At 63.4% G+C, this 18,160-nt stretch carries 17 protein-coding genes and 1 pseudogene; 6 read left to right on the top strand and 12 right to left on the bottom strand.

The genetic code is table 11. The features are described 5' to 3' along the window. Positions 1 to 58: 58 nt before the first annotated feature. Positions 59 to 1,723 carry a bifunctional diguanylate cyclase/phosphodiesterase gene (locus DN388_RS17205; RefSeq protein WP_058541722.1) on the bottom strand — a complete coding sequence of 555 codons (1,665 nt, stop codon included), beginning with the start codon at positions 1,721 to 1,723 and terminating at the stop codon, positions 59 to 61. 265 nt (positions 1,724 to 1,988) lie between these two features. On the opposite strand from DN388_RS17205, the gene rep reads away from it, so the two are divergent. Next, on the top strand, positions 1,989 to 3,998 hold the full coding sequence (gene rep, locus DN388_RS17200; protein ID WP_043863336.1) for a DNA helicase Rep: 2,010 nt from the start codon (positions 1,989 to 1,991) through the stop codon (positions 3,996 to 3,998). A 62-nt stretch (positions 3,999 to 4,060) separates the two neighbouring features. Further along, positions 4,061 to 4,633: a xanthine phosphoribosyltransferase gene (locus DN388_RS17195; RefSeq protein ID WP_043863335.1), complete on the top strand. Its 573-nt coding sequence runs from the start codon at positions 4,061 to 4,063 to the stop codon at positions 4,631 to 4,633. Positions 4,634 to 4,717: 84 nt separating this feature from the next. Here DN388_RS17195 and DN388_RS17190 read toward each other — a convergent pair whose 3' ends face one another. From DN388_RS17190 to dadA, 6 genes are all read right to left on the bottom strand, one after another. After that, a complete protein-coding gene (locus DN388_RS17190; RefSeq protein WP_255001341.1) occupies positions 4,718 to 6,577 on the bottom strand; it encodes an acetyl-CoA hydrolase/transferase C-terminal domain-containing protein in 1,860 nt (619 codons plus the stop codon). 123 nt (positions 6,578 to 6,700) lie between these two features. Continuing rightward, positions 6,701 to 7,108: a cytochrome c5 family protein gene (locus DN388_RS17185; RefSeq protein ID WP_043863333.1), complete on the bottom strand. Its 408-nt coding sequence runs from the start codon at positions 7,106 to 7,108 to the stop codon at positions 6,701 to 6,703. A 168-nt stretch (positions 7,109 to 7,276) separates the two neighbouring features. Next, positions 7,277 to 7,825 carry a cupin domain-containing protein gene (locus DN388_RS17180; RefSeq protein ID WP_043863332.1) on the bottom strand — a complete coding sequence of 183 codons (549 nt, stop codon included), beginning with the start codon at positions 7,823 to 7,825 and terminating at the stop codon, positions 7,277 to 7,279. A gap of 108 nt (positions 7,826 to 7,933) precedes the next feature. Then, on the bottom strand, positions 7,934 to 9,007 hold the full coding sequence (gene alr / locus DN388_RS17175) for an alanine racemase (RefSeq protein ID WP_196932042.1): 1,074 nt from the start codon (positions 9,005 to 9,007) through the stop codon (positions 7,934 to 7,936). Between the two features lie 40 nt (positions 9,008 to 9,047). After that, complete coding sequence (locus DN388_RS17170; RefSeq protein ID WP_043863330.1) at positions 9,048 to 9,401, bottom strand: RidA family protein; 354 nt, start codon at positions 9,399 to 9,401, stop codon at positions 9,048 to 9,050. Further along, positions 9,373 to 10,674 carry a D-amino acid dehydrogenase gene (gene dadA, locus DN388_RS17165; RefSeq protein ID WP_043863329.1) on the bottom strand — a complete coding sequence of 434 codons (1,302 nt, stop codon included), beginning with the start codon at positions 10,672 to 10,674 and terminating at the stop codon, positions 9,373 to 9,375. Before dadA ends, DN388_RS17170 begins: the two co-directional genes overlap by 29 nt. A 156-nt stretch (positions 10,675 to 10,830) precedes the next feature. On the opposite strand from dadA, the gene dadR reads away from it, so the two are divergent. After that, on the top strand, positions 10,831 to 11,319 hold the full coding sequence (dadR, locus tag DN388_RS17160; RefSeq protein ID WP_042121505.1) for a transcriptional regulator DadR: 489 nt from the start codon (positions 10,831 to 10,833) through the stop codon (positions 11,317 to 11,319). Positions 11,320 to 11,322: 3 nt separating this feature from the next. Here the strand turns inward: dadR and DN388_RS17155 are convergent, their stop codons facing one another. Then, the gene (locus DN388_RS17155; RefSeq protein WP_043863328.1) at positions 11,323 to 11,676 is read right to left on the bottom strand and encodes a YkgJ family cysteine cluster protein; all 354 of its coding nucleotides are present in this window, start codon (positions 11,674 to 11,676) and stop codon (positions 11,323 to 11,325) included. A gap of 117 nt (positions 11,677 to 11,793) precedes the next feature. Between DN388_RS17155 and DN388_RS17150 the strand changes: the two genes are divergently transcribed. Continuing rightward, positions 11,794 to 13,071, top strand: a complete 1,278-nt coding sequence (locus tag DN388_RS17150; protein ID WP_043863327.1) for an FAD-binding oxidoreductase — start codon at positions 11,794 to 11,796, stop codon at positions 13,069 to 13,071. Here DN388_RS17150 and DN388_RS17145 read toward each other — a convergent pair. After that, on the bottom strand, positions 13,068 to 13,283 hold the full coding sequence (locus tag DN388_RS17145; RefSeq protein ID WP_078480636.1) for a DUF1127 domain-containing protein: 216 nt from the start codon (positions 13,281 to 13,283) through the stop codon (positions 13,068 to 13,070). The genes DN388_RS17150 and DN388_RS17145 overlap by 4 nt on opposite strands. Positions 13,284 to 13,460: 177 nt before the next feature. On the opposite strand from DN388_RS17145, the gene DN388_RS17140 reads away from it, so the two are divergent. Together DN388_RS17140 and DN388_RS17135 are read left to right on the top strand one after the other, a co-directional pair. After that, positions 13,461 to 14,891, top strand: coding sequence for a PLP-dependent aminotransferase family protein (locus tag DN388_RS17140; protein WP_043863325.1), 1,431 nt, complete (start codon positions 13,461 to 13,463; stop codon positions 14,889 to 14,891). Positions 14,892 to 14,984: 93 nt separating this feature from the next. Further along, positions 14,985 to 16,508: a phospholipase D family protein gene (locus DN388_RS17135; RefSeq protein ID WP_058541849.1), complete on the top strand. Its 1,524-nt coding sequence runs from the start codon at positions 14,985 to 14,987 to the stop codon at positions 16,506 to 16,508. A 67-nt stretch (positions 16,509 to 16,575) separates the two neighbouring features. Here the strand turns inward: DN388_RS17135 and DN388_RS17130 are convergent, their stop codons facing one another. From DN388_RS17130 to DN388_RS17120, 3 genes and pseudogenes are all read right to left on the bottom strand, one after another. Continuing rightward, positions 16,576 to 16,968 (bottom strand): immunity 50 family protein, encoded by a 393-nt coding sequence (locus tag DN388_RS17130; protein WP_078480634.1) that lies wholly within the window; start codon positions 16,966 to 16,968, stop codon positions 16,576 to 16,578. A gap of 117 nt (positions 16,969 to 17,085) precedes the next feature. After that, positions 17,086 to 17,487, bottom strand: a complete 402-nt coding sequence (locus DN388_RS17125) for a hypothetical protein (protein WP_167400222.1) — start codon at positions 17,485 to 17,487, stop codon at positions 17,086 to 17,088. 329 nt (positions 17,488 to 17,816) lie between these two features. Beyond that, positions 17,817 to 18,160 (bottom strand): annotated as a pseudogene (locus DN388_RS17120) (RHS repeat-associated core domain-containing protein); the annotation flags it as partial.

Genomic DNA, 18,160 nt, shown 5'->3' with positions numbered 1-18,160 from the left:
GGCCTGTTCGCCGGCAAGGCCGGCTCCTACCCTGTTTCGCGCATGCCGGCGACGGGGGCTACAGCGCCACTGCGCCCTGCCCCGCCCCCTGCACCAGATACTCGACCAGTTGCTCGATCGGCAACGGCCGGCTGATCAGAAAGCCCTGCACCTGGTCGCAGCCAAAGCTGCGCAGCAACGCCAGCTGTTCCTCGGTCTCCACGCCCTCGGCCACCACCTCCAGGTTCAGGTTGTGCGCAAGGTTGATCATGGCGTGCACCAGCTTGCGGTTCTCTTCGCGCTGCTCCATGCCACCGACAAAGCTGCGGTCGACCTTGAGCAGGGCGATCGGCAGGCTGTTCAGGTGCACGAACGACGAAAAGCCGGTGCCGAAGTCATCCAGCGAAAACCGCACCCCCAAGCGTCCCAGCGCGTCCATGGTCTGCTTGACCAGGTCGTTGCGCCGCATCACTGCGGTCTCGGTCAGCTCGAACTCCAGCCAGCCCGCATCCACCCCGTGCTCGACGATCAGCCGCCCCAGCGTTGCCAGCAGTTGGCTGTCCTGAAACTGGCGAAATGACAGGTTGACCGCCATGTGCAATGGCGCCAGCCCCTGCTCGCGCAGTGCCTGCATGTCGCGCAGGGCACGCGAGATCACCCAGTAGCCCAGCGGCACGATCAGCCCGCTCTGCTCGGCCAGCGGCACGAATTCGCTCGGTGGCAGCAGGCCACGCTCGCTGTGGCGCCAGCGCACCAGTGCCTCCAGGCCGACGATGCGCCCGTCGCTCAGGTCCAGGCGTGGCTGGTAGTGCAGTTCCAGTTCGTCGCGGCGCAGGCCTCGGCGCAGCTCGCTTTCCAGGTCGGCCAGGCTGCGTGCGTTGCGGTTGATGCGCTCGTTAAAGATGTGAAAGGTGCAGCCCTGGGTGCTCTTGGCCTGCTGCATGGCGATGTGCGCGTGCCACATCAGCGGGTCGGCACCAGCCTGCGCACGGGCATGCGCCACGCCCAGGCTGCACCCCAGCAGCAGGCTTTCGCCGTCAATCCAGTAGGGTTCGGCCAGGGCCTCGGTGATGCGCTCGGCCATCCACTCGGCACGCTGCGGCTCGCGCCGGGTGTCGATCAGCAGGGCGAATTCGTCGCTGCCCAGGCGCGCCACCTGATCGCCTGCCTCGAGCTGGCGCTTGAGCCGGCTGACCACCTGCAGGATCAGGCGGTCACCGGCCTGGTGGCCGAGGGCATCGTTGGCGTGGCGGAAGTTGTCCAGGTCCAGGTGCCCGAGGGCCACACCACGCCCGTCGTTTTCGGCCAGGCGCGCGGCCAGCAGGGTCTGGAAGCCCTGGCGGTTGGCAATGCCGGTCAGCGGGTCCTGCTCGGCCAGGCGCTGCAGGGTGGCTTCGAGCACACCCCGCTCGCGCACATGGCGCAGGCAGCGGCGCAGCATGTCGCCGCTCAGCTGCTCGAACACCAGCCAGTCGCTCACACCCGGCGGCGCCTCGGGCGGCTCCTGCTCCAGCAGCAGCACCATGGGCAGGTCGCAACGCCCGGGCGCCGGCTGCAAGCCCGGGGTGGCCAGCACCAGCGCGTTGCGGTCGCGGGCGAACAGGCTGTCGACCGCGTCCCAGCCGGGTGCGGTCACCAGCACCGCGCCACCGCCCAGCGGCAGCAGGCATTCACCAAGGGCAACGGCCCAGTGCGGCCCGTCCGCCAGCAGAAGCAGACGCAACGGTTCGACAAGCGTAGACAAGCTGGCTCCTTAGCACGAGAACGCGGTCAATGACGATGTGGGCGGGATGCTCGATCCTGAACCATCAAATGTAAATGGTTTTCACTTTAACTCACGACATTCCTTCGTCCTGATCCCGCGGTATTTCGCCACGCATCCTGCGGGAAAGTATCAAAAGCGGCAAATTAAGATCGCGTGGTACGTCACACTGTCAGACGGTCGCGGCACAATTGCTCTGCGCCTGCTAAAATGCCCGGCTATTTTTCAGCGACCCCCGGTTAACGTCATGTCCCGACTCAACCCCCGGCAACAGGAAGCCGTGAGCTACGTCGGCGGCCCTCTTTTGGTGCTCGCCGGTGCTGGCTCCGGCAAGACCAGCGTGATCACGCGCAAGATCGCCCACCTGATCCAGAACTGCGGCATCCGTGCCCAGTACATCGTGGCCATGACCTTCACCAACAAGGCGGCGCGCGAGATGAAGGAGCGCGTGGGCACCCTGCTGCGCGGCGGCGAGGGGCGCGGCCTGACGGTATCGACCTTCCACAACCTTGGCCTGAACATCATTCGCAAGGAGCATGAACGGCTGGGCTTCAAGCCGGGTTTCTCGATTTTCGACGAAACCGACGTCAAGGCCCTGATGACCGACATCATGCAGAAGGAATACTCCGGGGACGATGGCGTCGACGAGATCAAGAACATGATCGGCGCCTGGAAGAACGACCTGATCCTGCCGCCCGAGGCCCTGGAGAACGCGCGCAACCCCAAGGAGCAGACCGCCGCCATCGTGTATGCGCACTATCAGCGCACGCTCAAGGCGTTCAACGCGGTGGACTTCGACGACTTGATCCTGCTGCCGGTCAAGCTGTTCCAGGACCACCCCGACATTCTGCAGAAGTGGCAGAACAAGGTGCGCTACCTGTTGGTGGACGAATACCAGGACACCAACGCCAGCCAATACCTGCTGGTGAAGATGCTGATCGGTACGCGCAACCAGTTCACCGTGGTGGGCGACGACGACCAGTCGATCTATGCCTGGCGCGGCGCGCGCCCTGAAAACCTGATGCTGCTCAAGGACGACTACCCGTCCCTGAAGGTGGTGATGCTCGAGCAGAACTACCGCTCCACCAGCCGCATCCTGCGCTGCGCCAACGTGCTGATCTCCAACAACCCCCACGCCTTCGAGAAGCAGCTGTGGAGCGAGATGGGCCACGGCGACGAGATCCGCGTGATCCGCTGCAAGAACGAGGAAGCCGAGGCCGAGCGCGTGGCCATGGAGATCCTCAGCCTGCACCTGCGTACCGACCGCCCGTACAGCGACTTCGCCATCCTCTACCGCGGCAACTACCAGGCCAAGCTGATCGAGCTGAAGCTGCAGCACCACCAGATCCCCTACCGCCTGTCGGGCGGTAACAGTTTCTTCGGCCGCCAGGAAGTAAAAGACCTGATGGCCTACTTCCGCCTGCTGGTGAACCCGGACGACGACAACGCCTACCTGCGCGTGATCAACGTGCCGCGCCGCGAAATCGGCTCCACCACCCTGGAAAAACTCGGCAACTACGCCACCGAGCGCAAGGTGTCGATGTATGCCGCCAGCGAGGAGCTGGGCCTGGGCGAGCATCTGGACAGCCGCTTCACCGATCGCCTGCAGCGCTTCAAGCGCTGGATGGACAAGGTACGCGAGCAGGTCGCGCTGGAAGACCCGATCGCCGCGCTGCGCAGCATGGTGACCGACATCGACTACGAGAACTGGATCCGTACCAACAGTTCCAGTGACAAGGCCGCGGACTTTCGCATGGGCAACGTCTGGTTCCTGATCGAGGCGTTGAAAAACACCCTCGAGAAGGACGAGGAAGGCGGCATGACCATCGAGGAAGCCATCGGCAAGCTGGTGTTGCGCGACATGCTCGAACGCCAGCAGGAAGAGGAAGAAGGCGCCGAGGGCGTGCAGATGATGACGCTGCATGCCTCCAAGGGCCTGGAGTTTCCCTACGTGTTCATCATGGGCATGGAAGAGGAAATCCTCCCGCACCGCTCCAGCATCGAGGCCGACACCATCGAGGAGGAGCGGCGCCTGGCCTACGTGGGCATCACCCGCGCACGCCAGACCCTGGCCTTCACCTTTGCCGCCAAGCGCAAGCAGTACGGCGAGATCATCGATTGCGCGCCAAGCCGCTTCCTCGATGAATTGCCCGATGACGACCTGGCCTGGGAAGGCCTGGACGATACACCCACGGAAGTCAAAGCCGTGCGTGGCAATACGGCCCTGGCCGATATCCGCGCCATGCTCAAACGATAGATAATCCACCTTTGCCCTGGCTTGTTGCCGGGGCCTTTTGGCTACATCGAGGAATTACACCAGTGGAAGCACTGCACCAGAAGATTCGCGAAGAAGGCATCGTGCTTTCCGATCAGGTTCTCAAAGTCGATGCGTTTCTCAACCATCAGATCGACCCTGCGCTGATGCAACTGATTGGCGACGAGTTCGCCCGTCTGTTCGCCGATGCGGGCGTGACCAAGATCGTCACCATCGAGGCCTCGGGGATTGCCCCGGCGGTGATGACCGGTTTGAAGCTGGGCGTGCCGGTGATCTTCGCCCGCAAGCACCAGTCGCTGACCCTGACCGAGAACCTGCTGGTGGCTTCGGTGTACTCGTTCACCAAGCAGACCGAGAACACCGTGGCGATTTCGCCGCGTCACCTCAACAGCAGCGACCGCGTGCTGGTGATCGACGACTTCCTGGCCAACGGCAAGGCGTCGCAGGCGCTGATCTCGATCATCAAGCAGGCCGGCGCAACCGTGGCCGGGCTGGGCATCGTGATCGAGAAGTCGTTCCAGGGCGGACGTGCCGAGCTGGACAGCCAGGGCTATCGCGTCGAGTCGCTGGCCCGGGTGAAGTCGCTGGACGGTGGTGTGGTCAGCTTTATCGAGTAAGGCTTACCGACCGCTTCGCCAGCAAGGCTGGCTCCTACAGGTGCTCCACCGCCTGCAGGAGCCGGCCTTGCCGGCGAAAGCGTTCTACGCGGTAGTTTGCAAAGCCGCCAGCAGCAACCGCTGGTACAGGTCCTCCTTCAGCCCGTCCGGCTCGCTCAGGCCCATGCGCCGCAGATGCCCGGGATACCGCTCCGGCCCCGGCGCATCCAGTGCCGCCTTGCCCAGCTCCAGCGCCTCGCTCAACTTGAACTTGCTCTTGAGCCAGTTCAGCGCGCGCAGCAGGTCCTTCTCTTCAGCGGTGAAATCGCTGCCCAGCGGATACTCGGCAAACAACCGCGCATGCCGCCCACGCAATGCCTCCAGCCGCTGCGGCGTGTTCTGCGTGAAGCGCGCATCCAGCTCGAAATCCTGCGCCAGCTTGCCGGCCTTTTTCGCCTGCTCCATCAGCCCGGGCTGGAACCGCGAATCGCTGATCGCCAGCAACCGCGCAATCACCTCGGCGTCGGTCTGCCCGCGCAGGTCGGCAATGCCGTATTCGGTCACCACGATATCGCGCAGATGCCGCGGGATGGTGCAGTGCCCGTAGGTCCACAGCAGGTTGGAACTGACCTCCCCGCCGGCTTCGCGCCAGCTGCGCAGCAGCAGGATGGAACGCCCGCCTTCCAGCGCATGGGCCTGGGCGACGAAGTTGTACTGCCCGCCCACCCCGCTCAGTACGCGACCGTCCTCGAGCTGGTCGGCCACCCCCGCCCCCATCAGGGTCATGGTGAACACCGTGTTGATGAAGCGTGCATCGCGGCGCTGTTCGCGCTTGAGGGCCTCGTCACCGTACAGCTCGTTGATGAAGCTGATCGCGTGCATGGCAAAGGATTTGCGCTGCGCCAGCGGCATCTCGCGCAGGCGCTGGTAGAACGCCTGCGGCCCGAGGAAGAAACCGCCATGCACCAGCACCCCGTCGGCCACCGGCCGGCGCACCACGCCCGCCTCCGCCAGCGCGAGCAATCCGTTCACGAACATCTCGCTGCAGCCATACAGGCCCTGGGCAAACGGCGCAGTGCCGCCTTCACGCTCGATCAGCACCTGCCAGGGCGCCAGGTCGAGGTCGGCGAGCAGCGCCTGGTACTCCGGCGCGTCCCCCTGGCGCGCCAGCAACGCGGCGGCCAGCGCATCACCCATGGCGCCGATGCCGATCTGCAGGGTGCCGCCGTCGCGCACCAGGGTGCTGGCGTGCACGCCGATGAAGTGGTCCTGGGTGGTGACGGGCATGTTCGGCGTGGAGAACAGCCGAGTGGTTTCCGGGGCGTCGATCAACAGGTCGAAATCGTCCTGCGCCAGTTCGCTGTCGCCCGGCATGTAGGGCAGCTCGTCGTGCACGTGCCCCAGCATCAGGATGGTTTCGCCGGCTGCACGCCGGCGCGCGATCATTGGCAGCAGGTCGAGGGTGATGTCGGGGTTGCAGCTCAGGCTCAGGTGCCCGGTGCGCTCGGGGTGGGCGGCAACGATCTGCGCCACCAGGTTCAGGCCCTTGGCATTGATGTCGCGGGCCGCATGACTGTAGTTGCTGCTGACGTAGTCCTGCTGGGCCATGTGGCTGTGCAGCATGCTGCCCGGCTGCATGAAGAACTGCTCGACGCGGATGTTGGCCGGCAACCGGTCGCGGCGCAGGTCCTGCAGGTATTCCAGTTCGGGGTAGTCGGCGAACACGCGCTCCACGAAGGGTTCGAGAAAGCGCCGCTGCAGGCCGTCACCCAGGTCCGGGCGGCCCAGGCTCAGTGCGGTGTAGATGGTCAGTTGCCGCTCGGGCAGCTCACGCACCCGTGCATACAGCGCATTGACGAAGCGGTTGGGCTTGCCCAGGCCCAGTGGCAGGCCCATGTGGATGTGCGCCGGCAAACGCGCCAGCACTTCGTCCACGGCGATCTCGATCGAACAGCGGTGCGCCATCTCGGCCTCCTAGGCATCCGTGATTCCAGGGTTGGACCGAGCATGCCCCGCGTTTGCTGCAATGGCCAGCGTCAGAAACGACAAAGCCCGCACGTGGCGGGCCTTGTAGCTGCAGCGTCGGGCTTACTTGAGGCCGGACATCTTCTCGATGGCGGCCTTGAGGTCGTCATCCGAGCAGTCGGCACAGGTGCCTTTTGGCGGCATGGCGTTGATGCCGGTGATGGCCTTGGCCAGGATGCCGTCCAGGCCGCCCTGGTGGTCGGCGCGCTCTTTCCAGGCGGCGGTATCGCCGATCTTCGGTGCGCCCAGCAGACCGCTGCCATGGCACGCGTTGCAGTGCTTGGCGATGACTTCATCCGGGGTCTTGGCACCGCCACCGCCGGCAGTGGCGGCCACTTCCATGCCCTTGCATTCCTGCCCTTGTACACACACCTGACCGACCGGCTCCAGCCGCTTGGCGATGTCGTCATTGGTCACAGCCTGGGCGTTGACGGCCCATAGGGCTACTACGGCTGCTGGTACGGCCAGCATTGTCTTGATTAGATTCACGCGTACACCCTCATGGTGGCTAGTCACGCCCGCGGCCACGGTTTCGCAGGCCGCGCAAGTATAGCGGGAACCCCGCCTCACCGAAACAACCCTAAAGACCAAAGGGGTTTAGCCGCGACAATCCGCCGCGCATTGGCGACGCGCGTGGGCTCAGAAGTTGGCCGGGGTGGCGGCACTGATCAGCCGGGCCGGCTCATCGTAGGGATTGCGGAATCGATGCGGCTTGGTGCTCTCGAAATAGTAGCTGTCGCCCGCCTCGAGGATGAAGGTTTCAAGCCCCACCACCAGCTCCAGGCGCCCTTCGAGCAGAATGCCGGTCTCTTCGCCGTCGTGGGTGAGCATCTCTTCGCCGGTGTCGGCACCGGGCGGGTAGATCTCGTTTAGAAAGGCAATGGCGCGGCTGGCGTGGGCCTTGCCGACCAGCTTCATGGTGACTGCGCCGTCGGATATATCGATCAGTTCGTTGGCCTTGTACACGATCTGGGTCGGGTTCTCGGGCTGCAGCTCTTCGGAAAAGAACTCCACCATCGACATCGGAATACCGCCCAGCACCTTGCGCAGCGAGCTGATCGAAGGGCTCACGCTGTTCTTCTCGATCATCGAGATGGTGCTGTTGGTCACGCCCGCCCGCTTGGCCAGCTCGCGTTGAGACAGGCCTTTGAGCTTGCGAATGGCTTGCAGTCGTTCACCGACGTCCAAGGCCTGGGCCCTCCTAAACGAACACGTGGGGTCGAAATTGAACGGTATCATCGCAACAGCGTTCAGTATTTACAACACTTCGACCCGCAGCCCGTCCGCTTTGGCGCCTCAATTGCCGCCGTACACCATCGGCACCCGACGCAGGTTGCAGAAGATCTGATACGGGATGGTGCCCGCCTGGATCGCCACGTCGCTGGCCAGCACGTGCTTGCCCCACAACTCCACCGGGCTGCCCAGCCCGGCCTCGGGCACATCGGTGAGGTCGATGCACAACATGTCCATCGACACGCGGCCAATCAGCTGGCTGCGCTTGCCGGCCACCAGCACCGGGGTACCGGTGGGTGCCAGGCGCGGGTAGCCGTCGGCATAGCCCATGGCGACCACACCCACGCGGGTGGGGCGCGGGCTGATGAATTTCGCACCGTAGCCCACCGGCTCGCCGGCCGGCAGTTCGCGCACGCAGATCACTTTGGATTCCAGGGTCATCACCGGCTGCAGGCGCTGAGCCTGGGCCTGCGGCACCTCGAAGGGCGTGGCGCCATACAGCATGATGCCCGGACGCACCCAGTCGCTGGGCACCTGCGGCCAGCCCAGCACGGCCGGCGAGTTGCGCAGGCTGACCTCGGCACTCAGGCCCTGGCGCGCGGCTTCGAACACCGCCACCTGCTCGCTGCTGGCCGTGCTGTCGAGTTCGTCGGCACGGGCGAAGTGGCTCATCAGCACGATGCGCGCCACCTTGCCGCTGGCCAGCAGACGCTGGTAGGCGCCGTGGTAGTCCTTGGGGTGCAGGCCGACGCGGTGCATGCCGGTGTCGAGCTTGAGCCACACGGTGATCGGGCGGGTCAGGCCGGCCTGTTCGATGGCTTCGAGCTGCCACAGCGAATGCACCACGCACCACAGGTCCTGCTCGGCAATCAGGGGCAGCTCGCTGGCTTCGAAAATGCCCTCGAGCAGCAGCACCGGGGCCTTGATGCCGGCAGCACGCAGCTCCAGCGCCTCTTCGATGCAGGCCACGGCAAACCCGTCGGCCTCGCCCTCCAGCGCCTGGGCGCAGCGCACCGCGCCGTGCCCGTAGGCGTCGGCCTTGATCACGGCCAGCGCCTTGGCGCCGGTCAGTTCGCGGGCGAGTTGATAGTTGTGGCGCAGCGCTTGGAGATCGATCAGGGCACGGGCGGGACGCATGACGGCAGCCTTCTGGCAGTCGGGTGAGTTGGGTAACGGATTACGGCAGGGCGGCGACGATCGAGATCTCGACCAGCATCTGCGGATTGCACAGCCGGGCCTGAACGGTGGCGCGGGCCGGGGCATTGCCTTTGGCCAGCCACTGGTCCCACACCGTGTTCATGGCCTGGAACTGGGTGTCGATGTCGCTGAGGTAGATGGTCGCCGACAGCACGCGGCTCTTGTCGGTACCGGCCAGGTCCAGCAGCCGCTCGATGTTGGCCAGAACCTCGCGGGTCTGCTGGCCGACGTCGCCGTTCAGGTCATTACCCACCTGGCCCGACAGGTAGACGGTGCCGTTGTGGGTAACGATCTGGCTCATGCGCTCATTGGTGAGCTGGCGCTGGATTGACATGCTTTGCAGTCTCCTGACTGTTGCTGTAGCGGGAAATGTCGAGGCCTTCGGCGCTGATCTGCGGCTTCTTGCGCGCCATCAGGTCGGCCAGCAGGCGACCCGAACCGCACGCCATGGTCCAGCCGAGGGTGCCGTGGCCGGTGTTCAGGAACAGGTTGCGAAACGCCGTGGCGCCCACGATCGGCGTGCCGTCGGGGGTGGTCGGGCGCAGGCCGGTCCAGAAGCTGGCCTGGCTCAGGTCGCCGCCGCGAGGATAAAGGTCGTTGACGATCATCTCCAGCGTTTCGCGCCGACGCGGGTTGAGCGACAGGTCGAAACCGGCGATCTCGGCCATGCCGCCGACGCGGATGCGGTTGTCGAAGCGGGTGATCGCGACCTTGTAGGTCTCGTCGAGAATCGTCGAGGTTGGGGCCATGGCCGGGTCGGTGATCGGCACGGTCAGCGAGTAGCCCTTGAGCGGGTACACCGGGGCCTTGATGCCCAGCGGCTTGAGCAGTTGCGGCGAGTAGCTGCCCAGGGCCAGCACGTAGCGATCGGCGGTTTCCAGCTTGCCGTCGATCCATACGCCGTTGACCCGGTCGCCCGCGTGATCGAGGCGCTCGATGTTCTGCCCGAAGCGGAATTCCACGCCCAGGTCGCGCGCCATTTCGGCCAGGCGCGTGGTGAACAGCTGGCAGTCGCCGGTCTGGTCGTTGGGCAGGCGCAGGGCACCGGCGAGGATGTCGGTGACATTGGCCAGGGCAGGCTCCACGCGGGCAATGCCGTCGCGGTCGAGCAGCTCGTAGGGCACACCGGACTGTTCCAGCACGGCGATATCCTTGGCCGCGTTGTCCAGTTGCGCCTGGGTGCGGAACAACTGGGTGGTGCCCAGGGTACGGCCTTCGTAGGCAATGCCGGTTTCGGCACGCAGCTCGTCAAGGCAGTCGCGGCTGTACTCGGACAGGCGCACCATGCGCTCCTTGTTCACCGCATAGCGGTTGGCCGTGCAGTTGCGCAGCATCTGCGCCATCCACAGGTACTGGTCGATGTCGGCGGTGGCCTTGATGGCCAGCGGGGCGTGGCGCTCGAGCAGCCACTTGATGGCCTTGAGCGGCACACCGGGTGCAGCCCAGGGCGAGGCATAACCCGGCGATACCTGGCCAGCGTTGGCGAAGCTGGTTTCCATGGCCACCGCCGGCTGGCGATCGACCACCACCACTTCAAACCCCTGACGAGCCAGATAGTAGGCACTGGCGGTCCCGATGACGCCGCTACCAAGTACCAGAACGCGCATGTTGTTATCCCTCGAGGCGGCGTACCGCACACATTTGTTGTTTAAGGCATGGATGGGCGCAGTATAGGAAGGTAGAGGCAGTGCTTTTCACTATATAAAAGCCTATATTTGGCGAGAATTCTCGGCAGGGTCGGCTTTTACGGAGGGGCATCCACTATGAGAACCCAGCATCAAAGCAAACGTGAACTGGACAAGATCGACCGCAACATCCTGCGCATCCTGCAGACCGACGGGCGCATCTCGTTCACCGAACTGGGCGAGAAGGTCGGCCTGTCGACCACCCCATGCACCGAGCGGGTCCGGCGTCTGGAGCGCGAAGGCATCATCATGGGCTACAACGCCCGGCTCAACCCACAGCACCTCAAGGGCAGCCTGCTGGTGTTCGTCGAGATCAGCCTGGACTACAAGTCGGGGGACACTTTCGAAGAGTTTCGCCGCGCGGTGCTCAAGCTGCCCCACGTATTGGAATGCCACCTGGTATCGGGCGATTTCGACTACCTGGTGAAGGCGCGCATCTCGGAGATGGCCTCGTACCGCAAGCTGCTGGGCGACATCCTGCTCAAGCTGCCGCACGTGCGCGAATCCAAGAGCTACATCGTGATGGAAGAGGTGAAGGAAAGCCTCAACCTGCCGATCCCGGACTGAGCCTTACACCAGCACCTGGCGGGTGCTGGCGATGTACTGGTGCACCAGGCGCTCGGCCTGCGGGTCGATCATCTCGGCAGGGCCGCGACCATTGGGGCACGGCAGCCGCGGGGTAGTGCCGAACAGGCGGCAGATCAGCGGCCGCTCCTCGTACACCGTGCAGCCCTCGGGGCCCAGGTGCACACAGTTGAGCTCATCCAGCGCGGCCTGTTGCTCGGCCGCGCTCTTGCGTGGCAGGCGCGCCATTTCCTCGCTGGAGGTGGTCACCGGGCCGCAGCAATCGTGGCAGCCCGGCACGCAGGCGAACGACGGGATCTGTTCACGCAGGAAGCGGATCTTGTGACTGTTGCAACTCATGGCAGACTCGTGGCGGGAAAGGCTGAAGCGCCATTTTGCCCCACGGTTGCCTGCCGATCAAAGCACCGCCTATGCTGTGTCAAATTTTCCACACAGCCCTACCAGGATCCTTCAAACGTGCATACCACTTCCTACTACGCTGCCCACAGCGCCGGGCAACCGGCGTACCCGCCCCTGCAAGGCGAGCTGAACTGTGATGTGTGCGTGGTGGGCGGCGGCTTTTCGGGCCTCAATACCGCCATCGAACTGGCCGAACGCGGCCTGAGCGTGGTGCTGCTCGAAGCGCACAAGATCGGTTGGGGCGCCAGTGGACGCAATGGCGGGCAGCTGATTCGCGGGGTCGGACACGGCCTGGACCAGTTCACCCCGGTGATCGGCAGCGAGGGAGTGCGCAGCCTCAAACTGATGGGCCTGGAGGCAGTGGACATCGTGCGCCAGCGCATCGAACGCCATGCCATCGACTGCGACCTGACCTGGGGCTACTGCGACCTGGCCAACAAGCCACGGGAATTCGAGGGCTTCAGCGAAGAGATCGACGAACTGCGCGGACTGGGCTACACCCATGAGCTGCGCCTGGTGCAGCCCGACCAGATGCACACGGTGGTCGGCTCGCGTCGCTACGCCGGCGGCCTGGTGGACATGGGCTCGGGGCACCTGCACCCGCTGAACCTGGCGCTGGGCGAGGCCGAGGCCGCGCGCCAGCTGGGCGTGCAGGTGTTCGAGCATTCCCGTGTCACCCGCATCGAGCACGGCCCGCAGGTGCATGTGCACACCGCCAAGGGCTCGGTGCGGGCGAACACGCTGGTGCTGTGCTGCAATGCCTACATCAACGACCTGGACCGCGAGCTCAGTGGCAAGGTGCTGCCGGCCGGCAGCTACATCATCGCCACCGAACCGCTGAGCGAAGCCCTGGCCAACGAGTTGCTGCCGCAGAACATGGCGGTGTGCGACCAGCAGGTGACCGTGGACTACTATCGCCTCTCGGCCGACCGGCGCCTGCTGTTCGGTGGCGCCTGCCACTACTCGGGGCGCGATCCGCAGGACATCGGCGCCTACATGCGGCCCAAGATGCTCAAGGTGTTCCCGCAACTGGCCGACACCCGCATCGAATACCAGTGGGGCGGCATGATCGGCATCGGCGCCAACCGCCTGCCGCAGATCGGCCGCCTGCGCGACCGGCCCAACGTTTACTACGCCCAGGCCTATGCCGGCCACGGGCTCAACGCCACGCACCTGGCCGGGCGGCTGCTGGGCGAGGCGATCAGCGGCCAGCAGAGCGGGCGCTTCGACCTGTTCGCCCAGGTGCCGCACATCACCTTCCCTGGCGGCAAGCACCTGCGCTCGCCGCTGTTGGCGCTGGGCATGCTGTGGCACCGCCTCAAGGCACTGGCCTAGGGTCTCCAGAATGGCCTGAGACCTTCCTTCACGGCCTGTTCGCGGGTCAGGCCGATATCGCGCAGCTGCTCGGCATCGAGCTGCAGCAGCGCATGGCGTGAACGCCACCGCCGCATCATCACAGCCCAGCGACTCGGGCTGGCGGGCGCCTCATGTCGCGCCACCTCGCCTTTGGTGCACAGTGGCAGGCCTGCATCGCTCGCGCCGTTCATCGCTTCATTCCTCCAGGGTGGGTAACCGTGCAGCCATGATGCGCGGGGGCTGCAAGGCATTACAGATTCAACCGCCAGGTTTTATTTCCATACAGATGTGTCGATAACGGCGCTGAATGCTGTATTTTTGCCCAATCTGTACCGGTTGCCAGCCGCTTGCCCGCCCAGGAGTACGCCATGACCCTCTACGTCAACCTCGCCGAGCTGATTGGCGCACGCATCGAGCAGGGCCTCTACCGCCCCGGCGACCGCCTGCCGTCGGTGCGGGCCCTGAGCGTCGAGCATGGCGTGAGCCTGAGTACCGTGCAGCAGGCGTATCGGGTGCTGGAAGATCACGGGCTGGCGGCGCCCCGGCCCAAGTCCGGCTATTTCGTGCCTGACCATCGCCCACTACCCGCCCTGCCCGACGTCAGCCGCCCGGCCCAGCGCCCTGTGGATATCTCGCAATGGGACCAGGTGTTCGAGCTGGTGCGCAGCGTGCCGCGCAAGGACGTGGTGCAACTGGGCCGCGGCATGCCCGATGTCGGCAGCCCCACCCTCAAGCCGTTGCTGCGCAGCCTGGCGCAGCTGAGCCGGCGCCAGGACATGCCCGGCCTGTACTACGACACCGTCGCCGGCACCGAAGCCCTGCGCGAGCAGGTGGCGCGGCTGATGCTCGATTCGGGCTGCAGCCTGAGCACGGCAGACCTGGTGATCACCACCGGCTGCCAGGAAGCCCTGTCGATCAGCGTGCGCGCGGTGTGCCAGCCGGGCGACATCGTCGCGGTCGAATCACCGAGCTTTCACGGCGCCATGCAGACCCTCAAGGGCCTGGGCATGAAAGCGTTGGAGATCCCCACCGACCCGCTCACCGGCATCAGCCTCGAAGCCCTGGAGCTGGCCCTGGAACAGTGGCCGATCAAGCTGATCCAGCTGACCCCCAGCTGCAACAATCCATTGGGCTACATCATGCCCGAGGCGCGCAAACGCGCCCTGCTGACCCTGGCCCAGCGCTTCGACGTGGCGATCCTGGAGGACGACGTGTATGGCGACCTGGCCTACACCTACCCGCGCCCACGCACCATCAAGTCGTTCGACGACGATGGCCGCGTGCTGCTGTGCAGCTCGTTCTCCAAGACCCTTGCGCCCGGCCTGCGGGTGGGCTGGGTGGCGCCGGGGCGCTACCTGGAGCGGGTGATGCACATGAAGTACATCAGCACCGGCTACACCGCCACCCAGCCGCAGCTGGCGATTGCCGACTTCATCGAGGGCGGCCACTACCAGCCGCACCTGCGCCGTGTGCGCGGCCAATACCAGCGCGCCCGCGATCAGATGATCGACTGGGTGAGCCGCTACTTCCCCGCCGGCACCCGCGCCAGCCGGCCCCAGGGCGGCTTCGTGCTGTGGGTGGAACTGCCGGAAAGTTTCGACACCTTGCGCCTGAACCGGGCTTTACTAGAGCAAGGTGTGCAGATTGCGGTGGGCAGCATCTTTTCGGCGTCGGGCAAGTTCCGCAACTGCCTGCGCATGAACTTTGCCGCCCGCGCCACTGCCGAAATCGAAGCGGCCGTGCGCAAGGTCGGCGAAACCGCCATTCGTCTACTGGCCGAGGATGAGCGCGGCGGGTAACGTTGCGCCGCCCCGCGTGGTCCAACCCCCAACTGCCTTCCTGCTCAAGGACATGCCCCTTTGACCAAACCCAGGGCCTTCGCGCTGTTACTGATGCTGGCGCTCACCCTTGCCGGGTGCGCCACCTCCAGCACGCCCCGTACCGTGACCCAGGCCCTGCCCGCCAGCGACTCGGCCTTTGGCCGTTCGGTGCAGCGCCAGGCCAGCGCCCATGAGGGGCGGTCCGGCTTTCGCCTGCTGCCCAACAGCACCGAGGCGTTCCACGCCCGCGCCGAGCTGATCCGTAACGCCCAGAGCAGCATCGACCTGCAGTACTACATCGTGCATGACGGGCTCAGCACCCGCGCGCTGGTACACGAACTGCTGCAGGCTGCCGACCGCGGCGTGCGCGTGCGCATCCTGCTCGACGACACCACCAGCGACGGCCTGGACGAGGTCATCGCCACCCTGGCGGCGCACCCGAAGGTACAGATTCGCGTGTTCAACCCGCTGCACCTGGGGCGCAGCACCGGCGTGACCCGTGCCCTGGGCAGGCTGTTCAACCTGTCGCTGCAGCACCGGCGCATGCACAACAAGCTGTGGCTGGTGGACAACAGCATGGCCATCGTCGGCGGGCGCAACCTGGGTGACGAGTACTTCGACGCCGAGCCCAACCTGAACTTCACCGACATCGACATGCTGGGCGTGGGGCCGGTGGCCGAACAGCTGGGGCACAGCTTCGACCAGTACTGGAACAGCGCCCTGAGCCGACCCATTGGCGACTTCATGTTCAGCACGCCGAACGCCGACGACCTGCGTGTGAGCCGCGAGCGCCTGGAGGCTTCGCTGAGCGAGGCCAGGGTAAAGCGCAAGGCACTGTACGACCGCCTGATGGCCTACAAGACCCACCCGCGCCTGGATTCGTGGCGCAACGAGTTGATCTGGGCACACAACCAGGCGCTGTGGGATGCGCCAAGCAAGGTGCTGGCCCAGGCCGAGCCAGACCCGCGGTTGCTGCTGACCCAGCAGTTGGCGCCCGACCTGAACGACGTGCACCATGAGCTGATCCTGGTATCGGCCTACTTCGTCCCTGGCGAGACCGGCCTGCTGTACCTGACCAGCCATGCCGACGCCGGGGTGTCGGTGAGCCTGCTGACCAACTCGCTGGAGGCCACCGACGTGCCGGCGGTACACGGCGGCTATGCGCCGTACCGCAAGGCGCTGCTGGAACACGGGGTAAAACTGTACGAACTGCGCCGCCAGCCCGGCGACCCCAGCAGCGGGCGTATCCATCACTTCGGCAGTGCATCGGACTCGAGCCTGCACAGCAAGGCGATCGTGTTCGATCGGCAGAAGACCTTCATCGGCTCGTTCAACTTCGACCCGCGCTCGGTGCTGTGGAACACCGAGGTCGGCGTCCTGGTGGACAGCCCGCAACTGGCCGAGTACACCCGCGACCTGGCACTGCAGGGCATGGCCCCGGCGCTGAGCTATGAGCCGCGGCTGGTCGACGGCAAGCTGGTGTGGGTGACCGAGGACAATGGGCAGTTGCACACGTTGACGACAGAGCCAGGTGGGCTGTGGCGACGGTTCAATGCGTGGGTGAGCAAGGCGGTGGGGTTGGAGAGGATGTTGTAGGGTGAAATCTCCATGCTGTCGAACGCAGGTCGATGCTGCGCGAGCCGATCTGCGTGGAGTTAGCTCGTCAAGGGGTACCAGTGAGACCATGCCGCACGCTCTCGACACGAACCAAATCACAAGTAAATTTCAGTCGACTATTATCAACGCAGCGTATCTTTATAGCGACGGCCTCATCCACGACATCAAACGAAATTTCACAAATAACATTCTCATAGCCCCACTCGCTAAAATCGATACATTTACTCCCTATAAATGATAGTTCAATATAGACCGCATCATAATTTCTTGGCCACTTCACAGGGCTATTCTCAGGCTTTTCTCGAGTAACCAGCTTAATAGATAACCTTGGTTCATCCCGCCTGAAATTAACCTCTGTAATATCTGACCCTAGAAAATTTGGCATCCCTCCATATATCGTAGTCAATGCTTGCGGATTCATAACGTTAGGAAAATTCATTTACTTCTTATTCCGGCAAAAAAAATAGTAGTGTTGTACCATCGCCTCAACAGATACCGGATTCGCTCTGGAGTCAGTGCAGCTTGCTTGCGGCATTGGATGCCTGGAACGGCTGCCTTACCCGATTATTCTTACATGCAAATTCTTGTAGAAGTCCCAATGAATTACTAATTTTCTGTCAACCGACAAAAATAATGTATCAACAAAATCCAGTTCATCCACAAAGTCTAGCCACTCGTAAATACCTGTTTTCAACAAGGGGATTGCATTATCCATATGCATAACAAAAAAATCATGGAATGACTGAAAACCTATAGCTTCCAAAATTGAAATTAGTTCTCTTTTAAGATCGCTTCGCGAAACACTTTCATATGTTGTTTTGTTTTCTACACGATTCCAGTCAATGGAGGAACAGCTAATGGGGAAGTTGTCATTTATAACTTTAAAAACATCTACCTCTTCGTGATCGCTACATGCATGCAACTCGATAAACTCTTGACATTTTTTTGAGAAACCCATGGATTAAATCTCTTTACTATTTTGGTCACGGTTTTTCCTGAAGCATCAAAGCAAATGGTTCGCACATTTTTCTTTCTATTGAACGCATTGATGTGAGATTTATGTCTTTCATCATATTCCACCCGAAAACCTCGATACTCTCCACGAACTACTCTTCCGTTAAACGGTTGCGATCCAAATTTTGCTGGGTTCGGAACGCTACCTTTAGCTGTGATATGCGTGAAGCTAAGGGCATCATTCATTGCCTGATTGTAATCATCGTATATTTCATCACACTGTAGTTTTTCTTTTTTATTTTCTTGATCAGTGCATAAATTACATTTTTTCGTCAAGCCAAGTGGATCAACCCAATGTATTGGGATGGGTGCGTATTGATATACGTTCAAACCGCCTGAAAACCCGATCGGGTCCTGCCCAATAAACCGCCCAACCCTCGGATCATAGTACCGATACCGGTTGTAGTGCAGCGCAGTCTCACGGTAAAACCGTATCGGATTGCTCAGCCCGATCTGCCTCGCCCAAGCCGACCGCTCCTCATGCACCTCCCCCCCACGCCTTGTACTGCCCCGCCCACGCCACCGCCCCATGGTGGTCAGTCAGTTCCATCGGCGTGCCCAAGTGGTCGCACTGGTACCACGCAAGCGCGTCAAACGCCTGCGGCTGCATGTGCGTT

Source organism: Pseudomonas sp. S12(2018), from assembly GCF_024355235.1.
GTDB classification, from domain to species: Bacteria; Pseudomonadota; Gammaproteobacteria; order Pseudomonadales; family Pseudomonadaceae; genus Aquipseudomonas; species Aquipseudomonas palmensis.
The sequence above is the reverse complement of the archived record's forward strand: the minus strand, read 5'-3'. Positions and strand labels throughout refer to the sequence as shown.